This is a genomic window from Mycobacterium colombiense (genome assembly GCF_001672755.1).
Taxonomy (GTDB): domain Bacteria; phylum Actinomycetota; class Actinomycetes; order Mycobacteriales; family Mycobacteriaceae; genus Mycobacterium; species Mycobacterium colombiense_C.
In genome coordinates, this window is sequence record NZ_LZKI01000039.1 from 1 (window position 1) to 15,510 (window position 15,510).

General features: G+C 65.6%; 9 protein-coding genes and 2 pseudogenes. 10 read left to right on the forward strand and 1 reads right to left on the reverse strand.

From position 1 onward, the window contains the following. Positions 1–406, reverse strand: a pseudogene (locus A5708_RS05370) (TVP38/TMEM64 family protein); the annotation flags it as partial. Between the two features lie 180 nt (positions 407–586). On the opposite strand from A5708_RS05370, the gene mutA reads away from it, so the two are divergent. From mutA to A5708_RS05420, 10 genes and pseudogenes are all read left to right on the forward strand, one after another. Continuing rightward, positions 587–2,464: a methylmalonyl-CoA mutase small subunit gene (mutA, locus tag A5708_RS05375; RefSeq protein WP_065027632.1), complete on the forward strand. Its 1,878-nt coding sequence runs from the start codon at positions 587–589 to the stop codon at positions 2,462–2,464. A 5-nt stretch (positions 2,465–2,469) separates the two neighbouring features. After that, positions 2,470–4,722, forward strand: a complete 2,253-nt coding sequence (gene scpA, locus A5708_RS05380; protein WP_065027633.1) for a methylmalonyl-CoA mutase — start codon at positions 2,470–2,472, stop codon at positions 4,720–4,722. Further along, positions 4,723–5,723 (forward strand): annotated as a pseudogene (meaB, locus tag A5708_RS05385) (methylmalonyl Co-A mutase-associated GTPase MeaB). Positions 5,724–5,775: 52 nt separating this feature from the next. Continuing rightward, entirely contained in the window at positions 5,776–7,062 is a 1,287-nt protein-coding gene (locus tag A5708_RS05390) for a serine hydrolase domain-containing protein (RefSeq protein WP_065027635.1), read from the forward strand. Between the two features lie 207 nt (positions 7,063–7,269). Further along, positions 7,270–8,430, forward strand: a complete 1,161-nt coding sequence (locus A5708_RS05395) for an acyltransferase family protein (protein WP_065027636.1) — start codon at positions 7,270–7,272, stop codon at positions 8,428–8,430. Positions 8,431–8,873: 443 nt separating this feature from the next. After that, positions 8,874–9,788, forward strand: coding sequence for a sulfotransferase family protein (locus A5708_RS05400; protein ID WP_065027652.1), 915 nt, complete (start codon positions 8,874–8,876; stop codon positions 9,786–9,788). A 589-nt stretch (positions 9,789–10,377) separates the two neighbouring features. Continuing rightward, the gene (locus A5708_RS05405) at positions 10,378–11,376 is read left to right on the forward strand and encodes a sulfotransferase family protein (protein ID WP_065027637.1); all 999 of its coding nucleotides are present in this window, start codon (positions 10,378–10,380) and stop codon (positions 11,374–11,376) included. 179 nt (positions 11,377–11,555) lie between these two features. Beyond that, entirely contained in the window at positions 11,556–12,659 is a 1,104-nt protein-coding gene (locus A5708_RS05410) for an NAD-dependent epimerase/dehydratase family protein (RefSeq protein WP_065027638.1), read from the forward strand. Positions 12,660–12,900: 241 nt separating this feature from the next. Further along, positions 12,901–13,707, forward strand: coding sequence for a TylF/MycF/NovP-related O-methyltransferase (locus A5708_RS05415; protein WP_065027639.1), 807 nt, complete (start codon positions 12,901–12,903; stop codon positions 13,705–13,707). Between the two features lie 123 nt (positions 13,708–13,830). Further along, a complete protein-coding gene (locus A5708_RS05420; RefSeq protein ID WP_065027640.1) occupies positions 13,831–15,108 on the forward strand; it encodes a glycosyltransferase in 1,278 nt (425 codons plus the stop codon). Positions 15,109–15,510: the final 402 nt, after the last annotated feature.

Sequence of the window (15,510 nt, forward strand, 5' to 3'; positions counted from 1 at the left end):
ATCGGTGGCGCACCAGGCGGTTCAACCGCCACCCGGCCGCGCGCACCAATAGCAGGGCGATCATCGCGCTCGCGGTGCTGGCGACCACCGCGATGGCGACGCCCAGCAGCGGGCCGAACAGCAGCCCGGCCGCCAGGGTGAACGCCGTGCGCGGAATCGGCACCACCGTCACGACGATGTGGGTGACCAAGAACGCCAGCGGAAACCACGGTCCTACGGACTGCGCCCAGTCGCGCATCTGCACCGGCGAGGGCAGCGGCAGCCACGACGCCAGCACCACCAGCGCTGTGATGCCCACCACTGTCCAGACGATCCGCGACCGGGACACGCTTCGCGCGGCGACGCCGATGGCGCAGCCGAGATCGCGGAGCGTCTCGGTGATTTTGCTGGTGGCGGAACCCGTCACGCCTTCCTAGGGTACGGGGCGCAGATGAAATGGCCGTATCCCGTGGCTGGCGTTTCACCCGGAATCCGGCCCGCCCGCCGCACCCGGCGGTTTTTAGCGACGAGCGGTCATCAATTAGCCTCAATAGCTAAGTGGTATCCCCAGAGCTGTAGCCCAAATGCTGGGAAAAGGGAGCAATCGGTGTCCATTGATGTACCCGAGCTCGACGACCTGGAACAGGTTCGCGGGCGTTGGCGCAGTGCGGTCGCCGGAGTGCTGGCTAAAAGCACCCGGAAGGACCCCGAGCAGTTGGGCGACGCGCCCGAGCGGCTGCTGGAAACCCCGACGTACGAGGGGATTGCGGTCCGCGCGCTCTACACCGCGCTCGACGAACTGCCGGAACCGCCGCTGCCGGGCGAGTGGCCTTTTGTGCGCGGCGGCGACGCGCTGCGCGACGTCAAGTCCGGCTGGAAGGTCGCCGAGGCCTTCCCGGCCACCCCGGTGCCCGGTGTCGCGGCCAAGGATGTCAACTCCGCGGTGCTGGACGCGCTCGGCAACGGGGCCGGCGCCCTGATCCTGCGGATCGGGGAATCTGGCGTGGCGCCCGATCAGCTCGCGGACACGCTCGAGGGTGTCTACCTGAGCATGGCGCCGCTGATCCTCGAGGCCGGTGCCGATTACCCGGCGGCCAGCGATGCGGTGCTGGCGGTGGCCGACGGTGTGGAACCCGACCAGCGCGCCACGCTGTCGATCGACCTGGGCGGCGATCCGCTGAGCGCGGCCCTGAGCGAGCGGCCCGCGCCGAAGATCGACGACGTGGTCGCCGTGGCCAAGCGGGCCGCCGGGCACACCGGTGTGCGCGCGATCACCGTCGACGGCCCCGCGTTCCACAACCTCGGTGCCAACGCGACGTGGGAGCTAACGGCCGCTGTCGCTGCCGCGGTGAGCTACCTGCGGGTGCTCACCGAATCGGGATTGTCGATCGGCCAGGCGTTGCGGCAGATCAGCTTCCGGTTCGCCGCCGATGACGACCAGTTCATGACCGTCGCCAAGTTCCGTGCGGCGCGCAATCTGTGGGCGCGGGTCGCCGAGGTCGTCGGCGACCCGGATGCCGGCGCGGCGGTCATCCATGCCGAGACGTCGCTGCCGATGATGACCCAGCGCGACCCGTGGGTGAACATGTTGCGTTGCACCCTGGCCGCCTTCGGCGCCGGTGTCGGTGGCGCCGACTCCCTGCTGGTGTTCCCGTTCGATGTCGCAATCGAGGGCGGATTCCCGAACATCGCAACGAGTTTCGCCCGCCGCATCGCCCGCAACACGCAGCTGCTGCTTCTCGAGGAGTCGCACGTGGGCCGCGTGCTGGACCCGGCCGGGGGCTCATGGTTCGTCGAGGACCTCACCCACCGCCTGGCCGAGCAGGCCTGGGAACAGTTCCAGGCCATCGAGAAGCACGGCGGATTCACGCAGGCCCGCGACTTCATCGCCGGGCAGATCGCCGAGGTGGCCGCCCGCCGCACCGACGACATCGCGCACCGCAGGACCGCGATCACCGGGGTCAACGAATTCCCCAACCTCACCGAAGCGCCCCTGCCGCAAAGCGACTCGACGTATTCGCCGCTCGCCGCCGGGAAACTGGTGCGGTACGCCGCGGAGTTCGAGGCGCTGCGGGACCGGTCGGACGCCTACCTGGCCCGCACCGGCTCCCGCCCCCAGGTGCTGTTGCTGCCGCTGGGGCCGTTGGCCGAGAACAACATCCGCGCCACGTTCGCCTCGAACCTGCTGGCGGCCGGCGGCATCGAGGCGGTCAACCCCGGAACGGTCGACCCCGACGGCATCGCGTCGGCGATGGCCGACGCGGGGTCGCCATCGGCGGCGGTCATCTGCGGCACCGACAAGCGCTACCAGGATGAGGCGTCGGGCGTCGTACAGGCGGCCCGCGACGCCGGAATCGCGCGGGTCTATCTGGCCGGCCCCGAGAAGGCCGTGGCCGACGCCGAGCACCAACCGGACCAATTCCTGACCGCGAAAATCAATGCGGTCGAAGCTTTATCGGATCTCCTCACGAGGCTGGGGGCGTAGACACGATGACGACCACTGCACCCGCTGTCGGCAGCTTCGCCGATGTGCCGCTGCGCAGCGAGCGGACCGTTGCGCCGGCGACCGAAGCCGCCGTCGACGAGCACGTGGCCGCGGCCGCGGCCGCGCACCTGTACACACCTGACCAATTGCAATGGCAGACACCGGAAGACATCGACGTCAAACCGGTCTACATCGGCGCGGACCGCGCGGCCGTCGAAGCCGACGGGTATCCGCTGCACAGCTTCCCCGGCGAACCGCCGTTCGTGCGCGGGCCCTACCCGACGATGTATGTCAACCAGCCGTGGACCATCCGGCAGTACGCCGGCTTCTCCACCGCAGCGGAGTCCAACGCCTTCTATCGGCGCAACCTGGCCGCGGGCCAGAAGGGTCTGTCGGTGGCCTTCGACCTGGCCACCCACCGCGGGTACGACTCCGATCACCCACGCGTGCAGGGCGACGTCGGAATGGCCGGTGTGGCAATCGATTCCATCCTCGACATGCGCCAGCTGTTCGACGGTATCGACCTGTCGACGGTGTCGGTGTCGATGACGATGAACGGCGCGGTGCTGCCGATCCTGGCGCTGTACGTGGTGGCCGCCGAGGAACAGGGCGTTCCGCCGGAGAAGCTGGCCGGCACCATTCAGAACGACATCCTCAAAGAGTTCATGGTGCGCAACACCTACATCTATCCGCCCAAGCCGTCGATGCGCATCATCTCCGACATCTTCGCCTACACCAGCGCGAAGATGCCGAAGTTCAACTCCATCTCGATCTCCGGCTACCACATCCAGGAAGCCGGTGCCACAGCCGATTTGGAGCTGGCCTACACGCTGGCCGACGGGGTCGACTACATCAAGGCCGGCCTGGACGCCGAGCTGGACATCGACAAGTTCGCGCCGCGGCTGTCCTTCTTCTGGGGCATCGGGATGAACTTCTTCATGGAGGTCGCCAAGCTGCGCGCGGGGCGGCTGTTGTGGAGCGAGCTGGTGTCTCAGTTCGACCCGAAGAACGCCAAATCGCTGTCGCTGCGCACACATTCGCAGACCTCGGGCTGGTCGCTTACCGCGCAGGACGCCTTCAACAACGTCGCGCGCACCTGCATCGAGGCGATGGCCGCGACGCAGGGGCACACCCAGTCGCTGCACACCAACGCCCTCGACGAGGCGCTGGCGCTGCCCACCGACTTCTCGGCTCGCATCGCCCGCAACACCCAGCTGGTGTTGCAGCAGGAGTCGGGCACCACGCGGCCGATCGACCCGTGGGCCGGCTCGTACTACGTCGAATGGCTGACTCATCAACTCGCACAACGGGCCCGCGCCCACATCGCCGAGGTCGCCGAGCACGGCGGCATGGCGCAGGCCATCAGCGACGGCATCCCCAAGCTGCGCATCGAGGAGGCCGCCGCGCGCACCCAGGCCCGCATCGACTCGGGGATCCAGCCGGTGATCGGGATCAACAAGTACCAGGTCGAAGAGGACCAGGAGGTCGAGGTCCTCAAGGTCGAGAACAGCCGGGTGCGCGCCGAGCAGCTGGCCAAGCTGAAGGAGCTGCGGGAGAGCCGCGACCAACAGGCCGTCGACGCCGCGCTGGCGGAACTGTCACGCGCGGCGGCTGCCCACGGTCGCGCCGGCGAGGACGGGCTGGGCAACAACCTGCTCGCGCTGGCCATCGACGCGGCCCGCCACAAGGCCACCGTCGGCGAGATCTCCGACGCGCTGGAGAAGGTGTATGGCCGTCACCAGGCGGAGATCCGTACTATCGCCGGGGTCTACCGCGACGAAGCTGGAAAGGCCGGAAACATGGCAACCGCGACCGAACTCGTCGAGAAGTTCGCGGAAGCCGACGGTCGGCGCCCCAGGATTCTGGTCGCCAAGATGGGCCAGGACGGTCACGACCGCGGCCAGAAGGTGATCGCGACGGCGTTCGCCGACATCGGATTCGACGTCGACGTCGGGTCGTTGTTCTCCACGCCCGAAGAGGTGGCCCGCCAGGCCGCCGACAACGACGTGCACGTGGTCGGGGTGTCCTCGCTGGCCGCCGGTCACCTGACGCTGGTGCCCGCGCTCCGCGACGCGCTGGCCGAAGCCGGACGGCCCGACATCATGGTCGTGGTCGGCGGCGTCATCCCGCCGGGCGACTTCGACGAGCTGTACGAGGCCGGGGCCGCCGCCATCTTCCCGCCCGGGACGGTGATCGCCGACGCCGCAATCGGCTTGCTGCACAAGCTCGCCGAGCGGCTGGGTTACACGCTCGACTAAATGGCTTCCCAACGGAACGACTCCGTCGAGGATTTGGCCGAGGCGGTCCGCAACGGCGACCGCGCGGCGTTGCCGCGGGCCATCACGCTGCTCGAGTCCACCCGCGCCGACCATCGCAAGAAGGCGCAGCAGTTGCTGCTGGAGCTGACCCCGGACTCGGGCAACGCGTATCGGGTCGGCATCACCGGGATCCCCGGGGTGGGGAAGTCCACCAGCATCGAGGCCCTCGGCATGCATCTGATCGAGCTGGGCCACCGGGTGGCGGTGCTGGCCGTGGACCCGTCGTCGACGCGCACCGGCGGCTCGATCCTGGGCGACAAGACCCGGATGGCCCGTCTGGCAATGCATCCGGATGCATACATCCGGCCCTCACCCACCTCGGGCACCCTCGGCGGGGTGGCCAAGGCCACCCGCGAAACCGCGGTGCTGCTCGAGGCCGCCGGCTTCGACGTGATCCTGATCGAGACCGTCGGGGTCGGTCAGTCCGAGGTGACGGTGGCCAACATGGTCGACACCTTCGTGCTGCTCACCCTGGCCCGCGGTGGCGATCAGCTGCAGGGCATCAAAAAGGGTGTGCTGGAGCTGGCCGACATCGTCGTGGTGAACAAGGCCGACGGCGATCACCTCGCCGAGGCTCGCTCGGCCGCGCGCGAGCTGTCCGGTGCGATCCGGCTGATCCATCCGCGCGAAACACTCTGGCGGCCGCCCGTTCTCACGATGAGCGCGGCCGAAGGGACGGGCCTCAGCGAATTGTGGGACACCGTCGAACGCCATCGGCAGGTCCTCACCGAGGCGGGGGAGTTCGAGGCGCGCCGCCGGGCCCAGCTGGTCGACTGGACGTGGCAGATGGTGCGCGACACGGTGCTGGACCGGCTGTTGTCCAGCCCGGCGGTGCGCAAGATCCGCGCCGACGTGGAACGAAAGGTCAAGGCGGGCGAGCTAACTCCCGCGCTGGCGGCCGAGCAAATATTGGCGGCCGCGACGGGCTAACGGATAGGTAAATAATCCGCATTTCGATCCGGACGGTTGTGTAATTCAAGTAAATTCAAAGTTGTGACGGTGGATACCCGAGTCGATCGCCGCGCGGTCCGTGTCCACGATGACCTTGACGCAGGTCATCGTGTGTCCGGCGCGGCGGACTCACACTTCGGTTGCGTCGTTCGTAGTTTCGCCAGCATGTTCCCGGTCCGCCGGTTCGGTGGCGGGGCGCTGGCCGTTTATGTCGACGGCCAGCCCGTCGTCGACGTTTGGACGGGTTGGGCCGACCGGGGTGGCCAGCGACCGTGGACGGAAAACACCGCGCCCATGGTGTTTTCGGCGACCAAGGGAATGGCCGCCACCGTCATCCATCGCCTTGCCGACCGGGGGCTGATCGACTACGACGCGCCGGTCGCCGAATACTGGCGCGAGTTCGCGGCCAACGGCAAGGCCGACATGACCGTGCGCCAGGTGATGCGGCATCAAGCCGGGCTGTCGGGCCTGCGCGGCGCCACCAAGGAAGAACTGCTCGATCACGTCGTGATGGAGGAGAAGCTGGCCGCGGCGGCCCCGGGGCGGCTACTGGGCAAATCGGCGTATCACGCGCTGACGTTCGGCTGGCTAATGTCAGGTCTCGGCCGGGCCGTGACCGGTAAGGGCATGGCCACGCTGATCCGCGAGGAACTCGCCGAGCCACTGGACACCGACGGGCTGCACCTCGGCCGGCCGCCGGTCGAGGCCCCGACGCGGGCCGCCGAGATCATCTGCCCGCAGCACCTGATCGGCAACCCGGTCGTCAGCTATGTGACCCGCAAGGTCGCCAACGAGATGTCCGGGGCATACCGGTCGATGTACTTCAAGGGCCTGGTCGGTGCCGTCCAGGGCGACGCTCCGTTGCTGGACGCGGAGATCCCGGCCGCCAACGGGGTAGCCACCGCGCGCGGCCTGGCACGTATGTACGGCGCCATCGCCAATGGCGGCGAGGTCGACGGCATCCGATTCCTCTCCCGTGATCTGGTCGCCGGCCTGACCGGTGAGCGCAGTCTGCGACCGGACCGAAACATCTTCGTACCGTTGGCTTTTCACCTGGGTTATCACACATTGCCGCTCGGCGGTGTGATGCCGGGCTTCGGCCACGTCGGGATGGGTGGTTCGGTCGGCTGGGCCGACCCCGCTTCGGGGGTGGCGTTCGCGTTGGTGCACAACCGGCTGCTGACACCTTTCGTGATGTCCGATCACGCGGCGTTCGTGGGCATCTACGCGCTGATCCGCAGGGCCGCGGAGAATGCACGCAAACGCGGATTCCGGTCGGTCACCGAGTTCGGGGCGCCGTTCTACGAGCCGGGAGCCGTCGCCGGCTGACGCCGGACGGCAAGCAAACGAGCGGCGAGGCTGCCGTGGGATGGTAGGGCCGACTACAAGACGGTTTTCGCGCTAAAAATATCGGCTGGTCTGTGGGTGTAGCCTGATGCGGATGTTCTCGGTCGTAATCCACAATGGTGTGCCTGCGTGCGCATTGCAGACGGGCAACGACGGTTTGCCCGGCCGAATGTGCAACGGCAGATTGCAATGAATGGGGACCCCAAACTCCCTGAGGCTGAGTCTATTGCGAACGGCCGGACGCAGAGGGCATGGTCACTGAGGCCGACACTCGCGCAGGTTTTCGATGCCCGATCTAACGGGCTAAACGTATGGCGATTGGTGCTGGCATCCGGGGTTATCCTCGGACACTCCTGGCCGCTCACCGGCCGCCAGCTTCCGGCCGACCAGCTTCTCAACCAGGCCTGGGTCGACGGATTTTTCGCCATATCGGGGTTTCTCATCACATCGAGCTGGGTGCGAAACCCGCGGCTTCGCGAGTACTTTGTTGCACGGGCTCTTCGCATCTTTCCGGGGCTGTGGGTGTGCATGATCGTGATCGCATTCGTCATCGCTCCAATCAGCGTGATGATTCAAGGCGGATCGGCTGCGGCAATGCTTACGTCTCGTGCCCCGATCGAGTACGTGCTGAACAATGCGGTTCTGAACATTTACTACGAGAGCATCGATGGAACGCCGCGCGACGTCCCGTATCCGCACGTGTGGGACGGAGTCCTGTGGACCCTCATATTTGAATTGTTTTGCTACATCGCGATTGCCGTTGCGGGCGTAGCCGGACTCGCAAACCGCCGGTGGCCGGCTCCGGTGGTGTTTGCATTCTTCCTTGCTGGCGCGGCGCTGGTGTCTTACCCGACTACGGGGATTCCGACGATCTTCCAGATGATCTCGCGTTTCGCGCTGGTGTTCGCGGCGGGCGCGGTCCTGCACGAGTACCGGGACAAGATTCCAGCTCGGTGGTGGCTGGTCGCGGTGAGCGCCGTGATCGTCTTGGTGGCCGGTTTGCTGGTGCCTAACTACCGGGTACTCGCAGCGCTTCCGCTGGCGTACGCCGTCGTGGTGTCGGGCGCGCTGATTCACAACAGGCGGTTGCGGTTGCGTACCGACCTTTCCTATGGCGTCTACATCTACGCGTGGCCGATGCAGCAATTGCTGGTCATCTGCGGGCTCGGCTTCTTGCCTCCGCTGGCGTTCGCGGTCGTCGCCGCCATCGTCACCCTTCCGTTGGCCGCACTCAGCTGGTTCCTGGTGGAAAAGCGCGCGTTGTCGCTCAAGTCGCGCTTCAAGCGCCGAGTGCACGGTAACGGGGGCATTGGCGCACCGCCGGCCGCGGACGCCGTCTCGGCCGAGTAGGTCACTGAAAAGCTTCGCGCTGCAACACCGCCCGACATCTCGCTGGATGGTCACCGCGACGGCGCCAGGGGCACCGCCTCACGGCTCCTTTGTCGCGGATCCGGAAATCCCCGCAAACAATCCGCAACCCTCAGTCTCACGTTTATGCGGAGAATCGGAAAAGCACCGGATCACGATCTCCGACCCGCACATTGACGTTGCCGAAGGTGTGACTTGAACCGGCGGTGTCGTTGCGGAAAACGACTAATTGAACATCGCCCCGGGAATTGCAAAGTCATGCATAATGGCCCGAGATCCCGGGGGCCCGCCAGAGCGAACTGAAAGGTATGGGTTCCGCGATGACGCCTGCCCGGACGAGCCAATCCATCGCAAATGCCGACCTGCCGGCGCACCCCGCCCGCTCGGGAACCACTGTCCGCCCCGTCGCGCTGTTCGTGCTGGGCATGGCGCGGTCGGGGACGTCCGCGCTGACTCGCGTCCTGTCGCTGTGCGGGAGCACCCTGCCGGCCGGGATGTGCGGCGCCGACGGGAACAACCCGCGCGGCTATTGGGAGCCGCGCGCGGCCATCATGCTCAACGAGACGATCCTGCGTCGCCACGACAGCAACTGGTACGACCCGACGATGCGGCTGCAAGAAGAGCTCGCGTTCGGCGCCGGGGAAAAGGCCGCCTGTATCGCGGAGATCGCCGCCTATCTGGGCACGCTGCCGGCGGCGCCGCTGGTGGTGATCAAGGAGCCGCGCATCACCGCGCTTTCCGAACTCTGGTTCGAGGCGGCGCGCCAAGTCGGCTTCGACGTCGCCGCGGTCATCGCGCTGCGTCATCCCCAGGAGGTCGTCGACTCGGCGGCGAAGTATGTCCAAACCTCGCCGGAGCTTTCGAGCGCCTTATGGCTCAAATACAACCTGCTGGCCGAGCGGCACACCCGCGGTATGCCGCGGGTGTTCGTCGACTACGCCAACCTGCTCGACGACTGGCACCGAGAGATGAAGCGCATTGCCACGACGCTCGAAATCGATCTGGACACCGCGGAGGAGAGCGCGATCGAGGAGTTTCTCACTCCCGATCTTCGTCGCCAGAGATACTGCGGCCCGGTGGCCGACCATTTCGGCAGCGACTGGATCTCCGCGGTCTACGAAGCACTGCGGGGGGCGGCGCAGGACGATCCCCTGCACGTGTCGACATTGGATCGGGTTTTCGAGTCGTATCAGGCCAGCGAGCGTGATTTCCGCATGGCCTTCACGGAATTTCACACGCGAACCAACAGCGTGATCCGCCGGGTGTTCAGGCCGTTCATCGTCAAGCCGATTCTCGAGGTCGCCGCGATGGTGCATCGGCGCAGGGGAGCCTGGGCCTAGGCCGGTCGTCGCGCTGGTCAGTGCGTCGTTCCGTCAATTACTTGGTCTTCGGCGTGGTTGGCGCACCGCGGCTGAGATCGTTTGTTAGAGTAACCAAGCTGCGTCCGCGGGAATGCCCGGCCGAGCTGTCGACGGCCGCGCATAAGTTTGCGGATATGGCTCACCGGGCTCGCTGATGCAATTCGCACCAGGCATAACAACCGATGCCGTCATGGCGATCCGCTGCGTTGTCATCCAAAAGTTAAGTAAACAAAACGAATTCGTAAAAATGGTGTCCTGATCCTTCGTGCCGGGCTATAGTCCTTAGCGGGCGCAATGATCCGATGGAACTGATCCGGGGGGCGAAGTTGACGGTCGCAAGTCAGACCTGACTCCGGACGAGGAGTTCGGTAATGGATCTCCTCATATTGTCAAAGATGTTGAGAGAGCTGAGATTACTGCCCTTGACTTCATAGTGTGCGCAATCGGGTTGGCTCCGGTGGTTGCTGCGCGCCCGTCGAACGGGCCTGCATCAGATCGGAAAGGCATGAATAACAACAGAATTCTTGAAGTCGGCTAGACGCCCGAGAAGTGAAAGGTTGGATTCGCGATGAGATTGGCCCGGACGAGCAAACCAGTCGACAGCGCCTCCAATTGCTTCGGCACCCGTCCGGTTGTGTTGTTCGTGCTCGGGCCGCAACGGTCCGGAACCTCGGCGCTCACCCGGGTGCTCTCGCTGTGCGGCGGCACGCTTCCGGCCGCGATGTTGGGCGCCGACGCGAACAATCCGCTCGGCTACTGGGAACCGCGGGCGGCCATTTCGCTGAACGAGACAATCCTGCGCCGGCTCGGGACCAATTGGTACGACCCGTCATTGCGGTTTCTGGACGACGGCGCGGTCGATGCCGGCGAGAGCAGGGCCTGCGTCGCGAAGATCGCCGCGTATCTGTCCACCCTGCCCGCGGCGCCGCTCGTGGTGATCAAGGAGCCCAGGATCACCACCCTGTCCGACCTGTGGTTCGAGGCGGCGCGTCAGGCCGGATTCGACGTCGCGTCGGTCATCGCCGTACGGCATCCGCAAGAGGTCATCTCGTCGATTGTGAAGTCCTGGCACGTCTCTCCTGCGCTCGCGAGCGCGTTATGGCTGAAATGCAACATCCTCGCTGAACGAAACACTCGCGGCGTGCCGCGCGTATTCGTCGACTACGCTAATCTTCTCGATGACTGGCGTCGGGAGATCAAGCGAATTTCCACCGAGTTGCCGGTCGAACTGCACACCCAAAACGATGGCGCTGTCGAGGAGTTCCTCAATCCCGGTCTCCATCGCCAACGGCACCGCGGGCCGGTGACGGACCTTTTCGGCGCGGATTGGATCTCGCTGGTCTACGAAGCGTTACGCGAGGCCGCCCAGGATGATTCGCTCGACATGTCGACATTGGACCGCGTGTTCGCGTGCTACCGGGAAAGTGAGCGGGATTTCCGTAAGGCGTTCGAGGACTTTCACGGATTGTCGAACAGCGTGCTGTTCCGTATCTTCCGACCGGCCATCGCACGCCCGGTGATGGAGGTCCTTGCGATGGCGCATCGGCACCGGGGGACTTGGGCCTAGCCTCTTTCGCCCGCTCCTTTCGCGCGTTTCGTGTGAATTCCGGGTCCGTCGGTCCGCTTCGCAGAATCCCGTGATGCCGCGGAGAGTCCCCGTTATGATCGACCGGACCGCGGCGACGCGTGCCGGTTGCGTAATTTCCTCTGCACACGAAAGAAAGGCGTCGATTCTTGTCAGCGTCCGTGCTCATCAGTGGTGGGGCAGGATTCATCGGGTCGGCCCTCTCACACCGTCTCGTCGAGGCCGGATACGACGTCGCGGTGATGGACGTCTTGCATCCCCAGGTGCATGCCGGCGGCCGGCCGATCGAGCTGCCGCCAGCCGTGCGGCTGTTCACCGGCGACGTCACCCATGCGCCCGACTGGGACGCGGTGTTGCGGTTGTTCCGTCCTTCCCAGGTGGTCCACCTGGCGGCCGAGACCGGGACCGCGCAGTCGCTGTCCGAGGCGACGCGCCACGGCTCGGTGAATGTGGTTGGAACCACTCAGCTTCTCGACGCCCTGAGCCGCTCGGGAATCGTGCCCGAGCAACTGGTCCTGGCGTCGTCGCGGGCCGTCTACGGCGAGGGCGCGTGGCAATCCGGCGAGCGGATTTTCTACCCGAAACCCCGCAGCCACGCACAACTGCTTGCGGGTGTCTGGGATCCGCAGGGGCCGACGGGCGAACAGGCGGTGCCGCTGCCGAGCCGCGCCGACCGGACGGAGCCCCGCCCCACCAACGTGTACGCGGCCACCAAGCTGGCGCAGGAGCACCTGTTGGCTGCGTGGACGGCCGCGCACGACACCAACCTCAGCGTGCTGCGTCTGCAGAATGTCTACGGCCCCGGCCAGTCGCTGACCAATTCGTACACGGGGATCGTGGCGCTGTTCGCGCGGTTGGCGCGGCAGGGGCTGGCGCTGGAGGTCTACGAGGACGGCCGGATCGTGCGCGACTTCGTCTACATCGACGCCGTCGTCGACGCGCTGTTCGCCGCCGTGCAGGGGCCCGCGACCCAGCCCCGCTGCCTCGACATCGGGTCCGGCAACGCGACGACAATCCATGAGCTGGCCAACAAGATTGCCGCCATGTGTGGCGCGCCCGAACCGGTCGTCGTTCCGAAATTCCGCGACGGCGACGTGCGCGCCGCCAGTTGCGACATCGAGCCGGCGCAAACCGAGCTGGGGTGGCGTCCGAAGGCCACACTCGACGAAGGTCTGGGCGCCCTGCTCGACTGGATCGGGGGGCAACCCGAGGTTGCGTCGAACGAATCGGGCCGTCCCGCCGTCGAACATGCCGGGCGCAGCTGAGGAGCGTGTGCCTCCGCGCATCCATCGGCCGGGCCCCGAAAATTAACGCTTATGATGGTTGCTACTACTCGGTAGGGCAGGGGATGGGTCAACCGGTAGAAACGGGGGGCACGTCGAGGAGGCCGGTGAGGCGCGTTAGTGGACAAATGCGACACGCATTGACGGGCTCGACGTTCTCGAGGGCGTCATTTCCGGACTTCATCTGAACTTAGGGGCAGCTTTGACCGTTACCGATCGTGACATGCGATCTCCCTTTCTAGACACCCGTTCCGCGTACCTTGAGCTGCTGCGACGTAACCTCACCCGGTACGGCAGCGACGAATTGGTGCCCGTCGGCTGGAATTACCTCGGGCGTCCCCTCTTTAGCACCCGCAATCTGCTGCTGGTGCGCAAGCGCCCGTTCAACAAGCAGGCGCGTGATCTCGGGCTGGACTGGCCGGCGGATGCCCTGACGATGATCGGCATGCAGCGGCTGACCAGTTTGCAGCAGTGCGTCGAGACGGCCCTGAAGGACGAGGTTCCCGGTGATCTCGTCGAGTGCGGTGTGTGGCGGGGTGGGGCATCGATCTTGATGCGCGCCGTGCTGTCGGCGTACGGCGATGAGAAGCGTTCGGTGTGGCTGTGCGATTCGTTCGAAGGGGTACCGCCGCCGGATACCGAAAACTACGAGGCCGACAAGGGCATCAAGTTGCATCGCGCCGCCGGCGTGCTGGCGATACCCCAGGAGCAAGTCAAGGCGAATTTCGAGCGGTACGGGTTGCTCGATGATCGGGTTCGTTTTGTTCCGGGCTGGTTCAAGGACACCCTGCAGGACGCCCCGATTGAACGCATTTCGGTGTTGCGGCTCGACGGCGATCTTTACGAGTCCACGATTCAGGCGCTCGATGCCCTCTACCCGCGGCTGGCGCCCGGTGGCTTCTGCATCATCGACGACTACCACGCCATCGCTGCATGCCGTCAGGCGGTGACGGACTACCGTACGCAACATGGCGTGACCGCAGAGATCGAGGAGATCGACGGTACCGGCGTGCTGTGGCGCAAGTCATGAGGCTCACCTGCGCTTAGTTCGTCCTCGATGCAGTCGCGCAAACCGCTGCAGTGGAGTTTCGTCGATATTTACAGTGATGTCGGTGCTTCAAGTGATAGCGCAACCGAAGGGCGTGGATTCGCGATGAAATGTGTGCTGGCCAGTTATGGAACGCGCGGCGACATCGAGCCTTCCTTGGTTGTGGCGCGCGAACTGCAACGCCGGGGGCATGACATGGTCATGGCCGTCCCGCCCGACTCGGTCGGCTTCACCGAGGCCGCGGGGCTGACGGCCGTCCCGTACGGGCTGGAATCGCAGGCCTGGCTCGACGTATACCGCGACTTCTGGACATCGTTCTTCCGCGGCTTCTGGAAGATCCAGGAAATGCGCGGCATGTGGCGCGAGATGTGGGATCTCAGCGACCAGTGCTGGGCGCAGATGAACACCACGCTGATGTCGCTGGCGGACGGAGCCGACCTGGTGTTCGCGGGGCAGAGTTACCAGGAGCCGGCGGCCAACGTCGCGGAGTACTACGACCTTCCGTTGGCCACGCTGCATCACGTCCCCATGCGGCCCAACGGCCAGGTCGTCTCGATCCTGCCGTCGCCGCTGGCCCGCTCGTCGATGACGGCGTTCGACTGGTTCTGTTGGCGCCTGAACAAAAAAGTCGAGGACACCCAGCGACGGGAACTGGGGCTGCCGAAGGCGAAAGGACCGTCACCGCGACGCATCGCCAACCGTGAATCGCTGGAAATCCAAGCGTACGACGAGGTTTGCTTTCCCGGCCTGGCCGACGAGTGGGCGAAATGGGATGGCCTGCGGCCCTTCGTCGGCCCGCTGACGATGGAGTTGACCACCGAAGCCGACGACGAGGTGATGTCCTGGATTCGGGGCGGGACGCCGCCGATCTTCTTCGGCTTCGGCAGCATGCCGGTCGAATCCCCGGCCGACACCGTCGAAATGATCAGCTCGGCGTCCGCGCAGCTGGGGCAGCGGGCGCTGATCGCAGCCGGCCGTAGCGACTTCAGCGGCGTCCCCCTTGCCGATCACGTCAAGGTGGTGGGCCCGGTGAACTACGCGACGATATTTCCCGTCTGCCGTGCGGTGGTCCACCATGGCGGTTCGGGCACCACCGCCGCAAGCCTGCGCGCCGGGGTTCCCACGCTGATTCTGTCGATGGACGCCAATCAGACAATCTGGGGAGCTCAGCTCAAACGACTGAAAGTTGGTACCACACGCCGGTTTTCGGCAACCAACCGGGAAACGTTGGTGGGGGATCTGCGCCGGATCCTGGCCCCGGACTACGCCGTGCGCGCGCGCGAGATCGCTGCCCGGATGACCAAGCCGGCCGACAGCGTGGTCAAGGCCGCCGACGTTGTGGAGAATTTCGTCAGTTCGCGAAGTCGCAGTCGCTCCAGCTAGCTCGGCATCGCCATTGTGCAGGTCGAATAGCTTAGTCAGCTATCGAATTGGGGCATAAGGAGCTATCCGGACCGACTTCTCATTTTCCTGAGACACGGTGTCGATCGTCTGGCAGACTTACGTAGGATCAGGCGGCGACACCTGGGGTTCAGCCAAACCACCCAGGGTTGTCATACTTCTACGGTCGGGGGGAAAGGCCGATGGGGTTGGGTTTGTCGCACTCGACTGCACCGGTGCGCACTCGCGATCGTTTCTGGCCTCGGGCGGCCAAATCCGTTGCGAAACAACTACATTCAATGTCTCTAGCCACATCGCAGGGCCAATGGCGGGACGCGGGTTACCGAGCGAAGACGCGCCAGTCAAAGTTGCCCATGCCGTCGGAGATTGATTAAGGTATTAGTC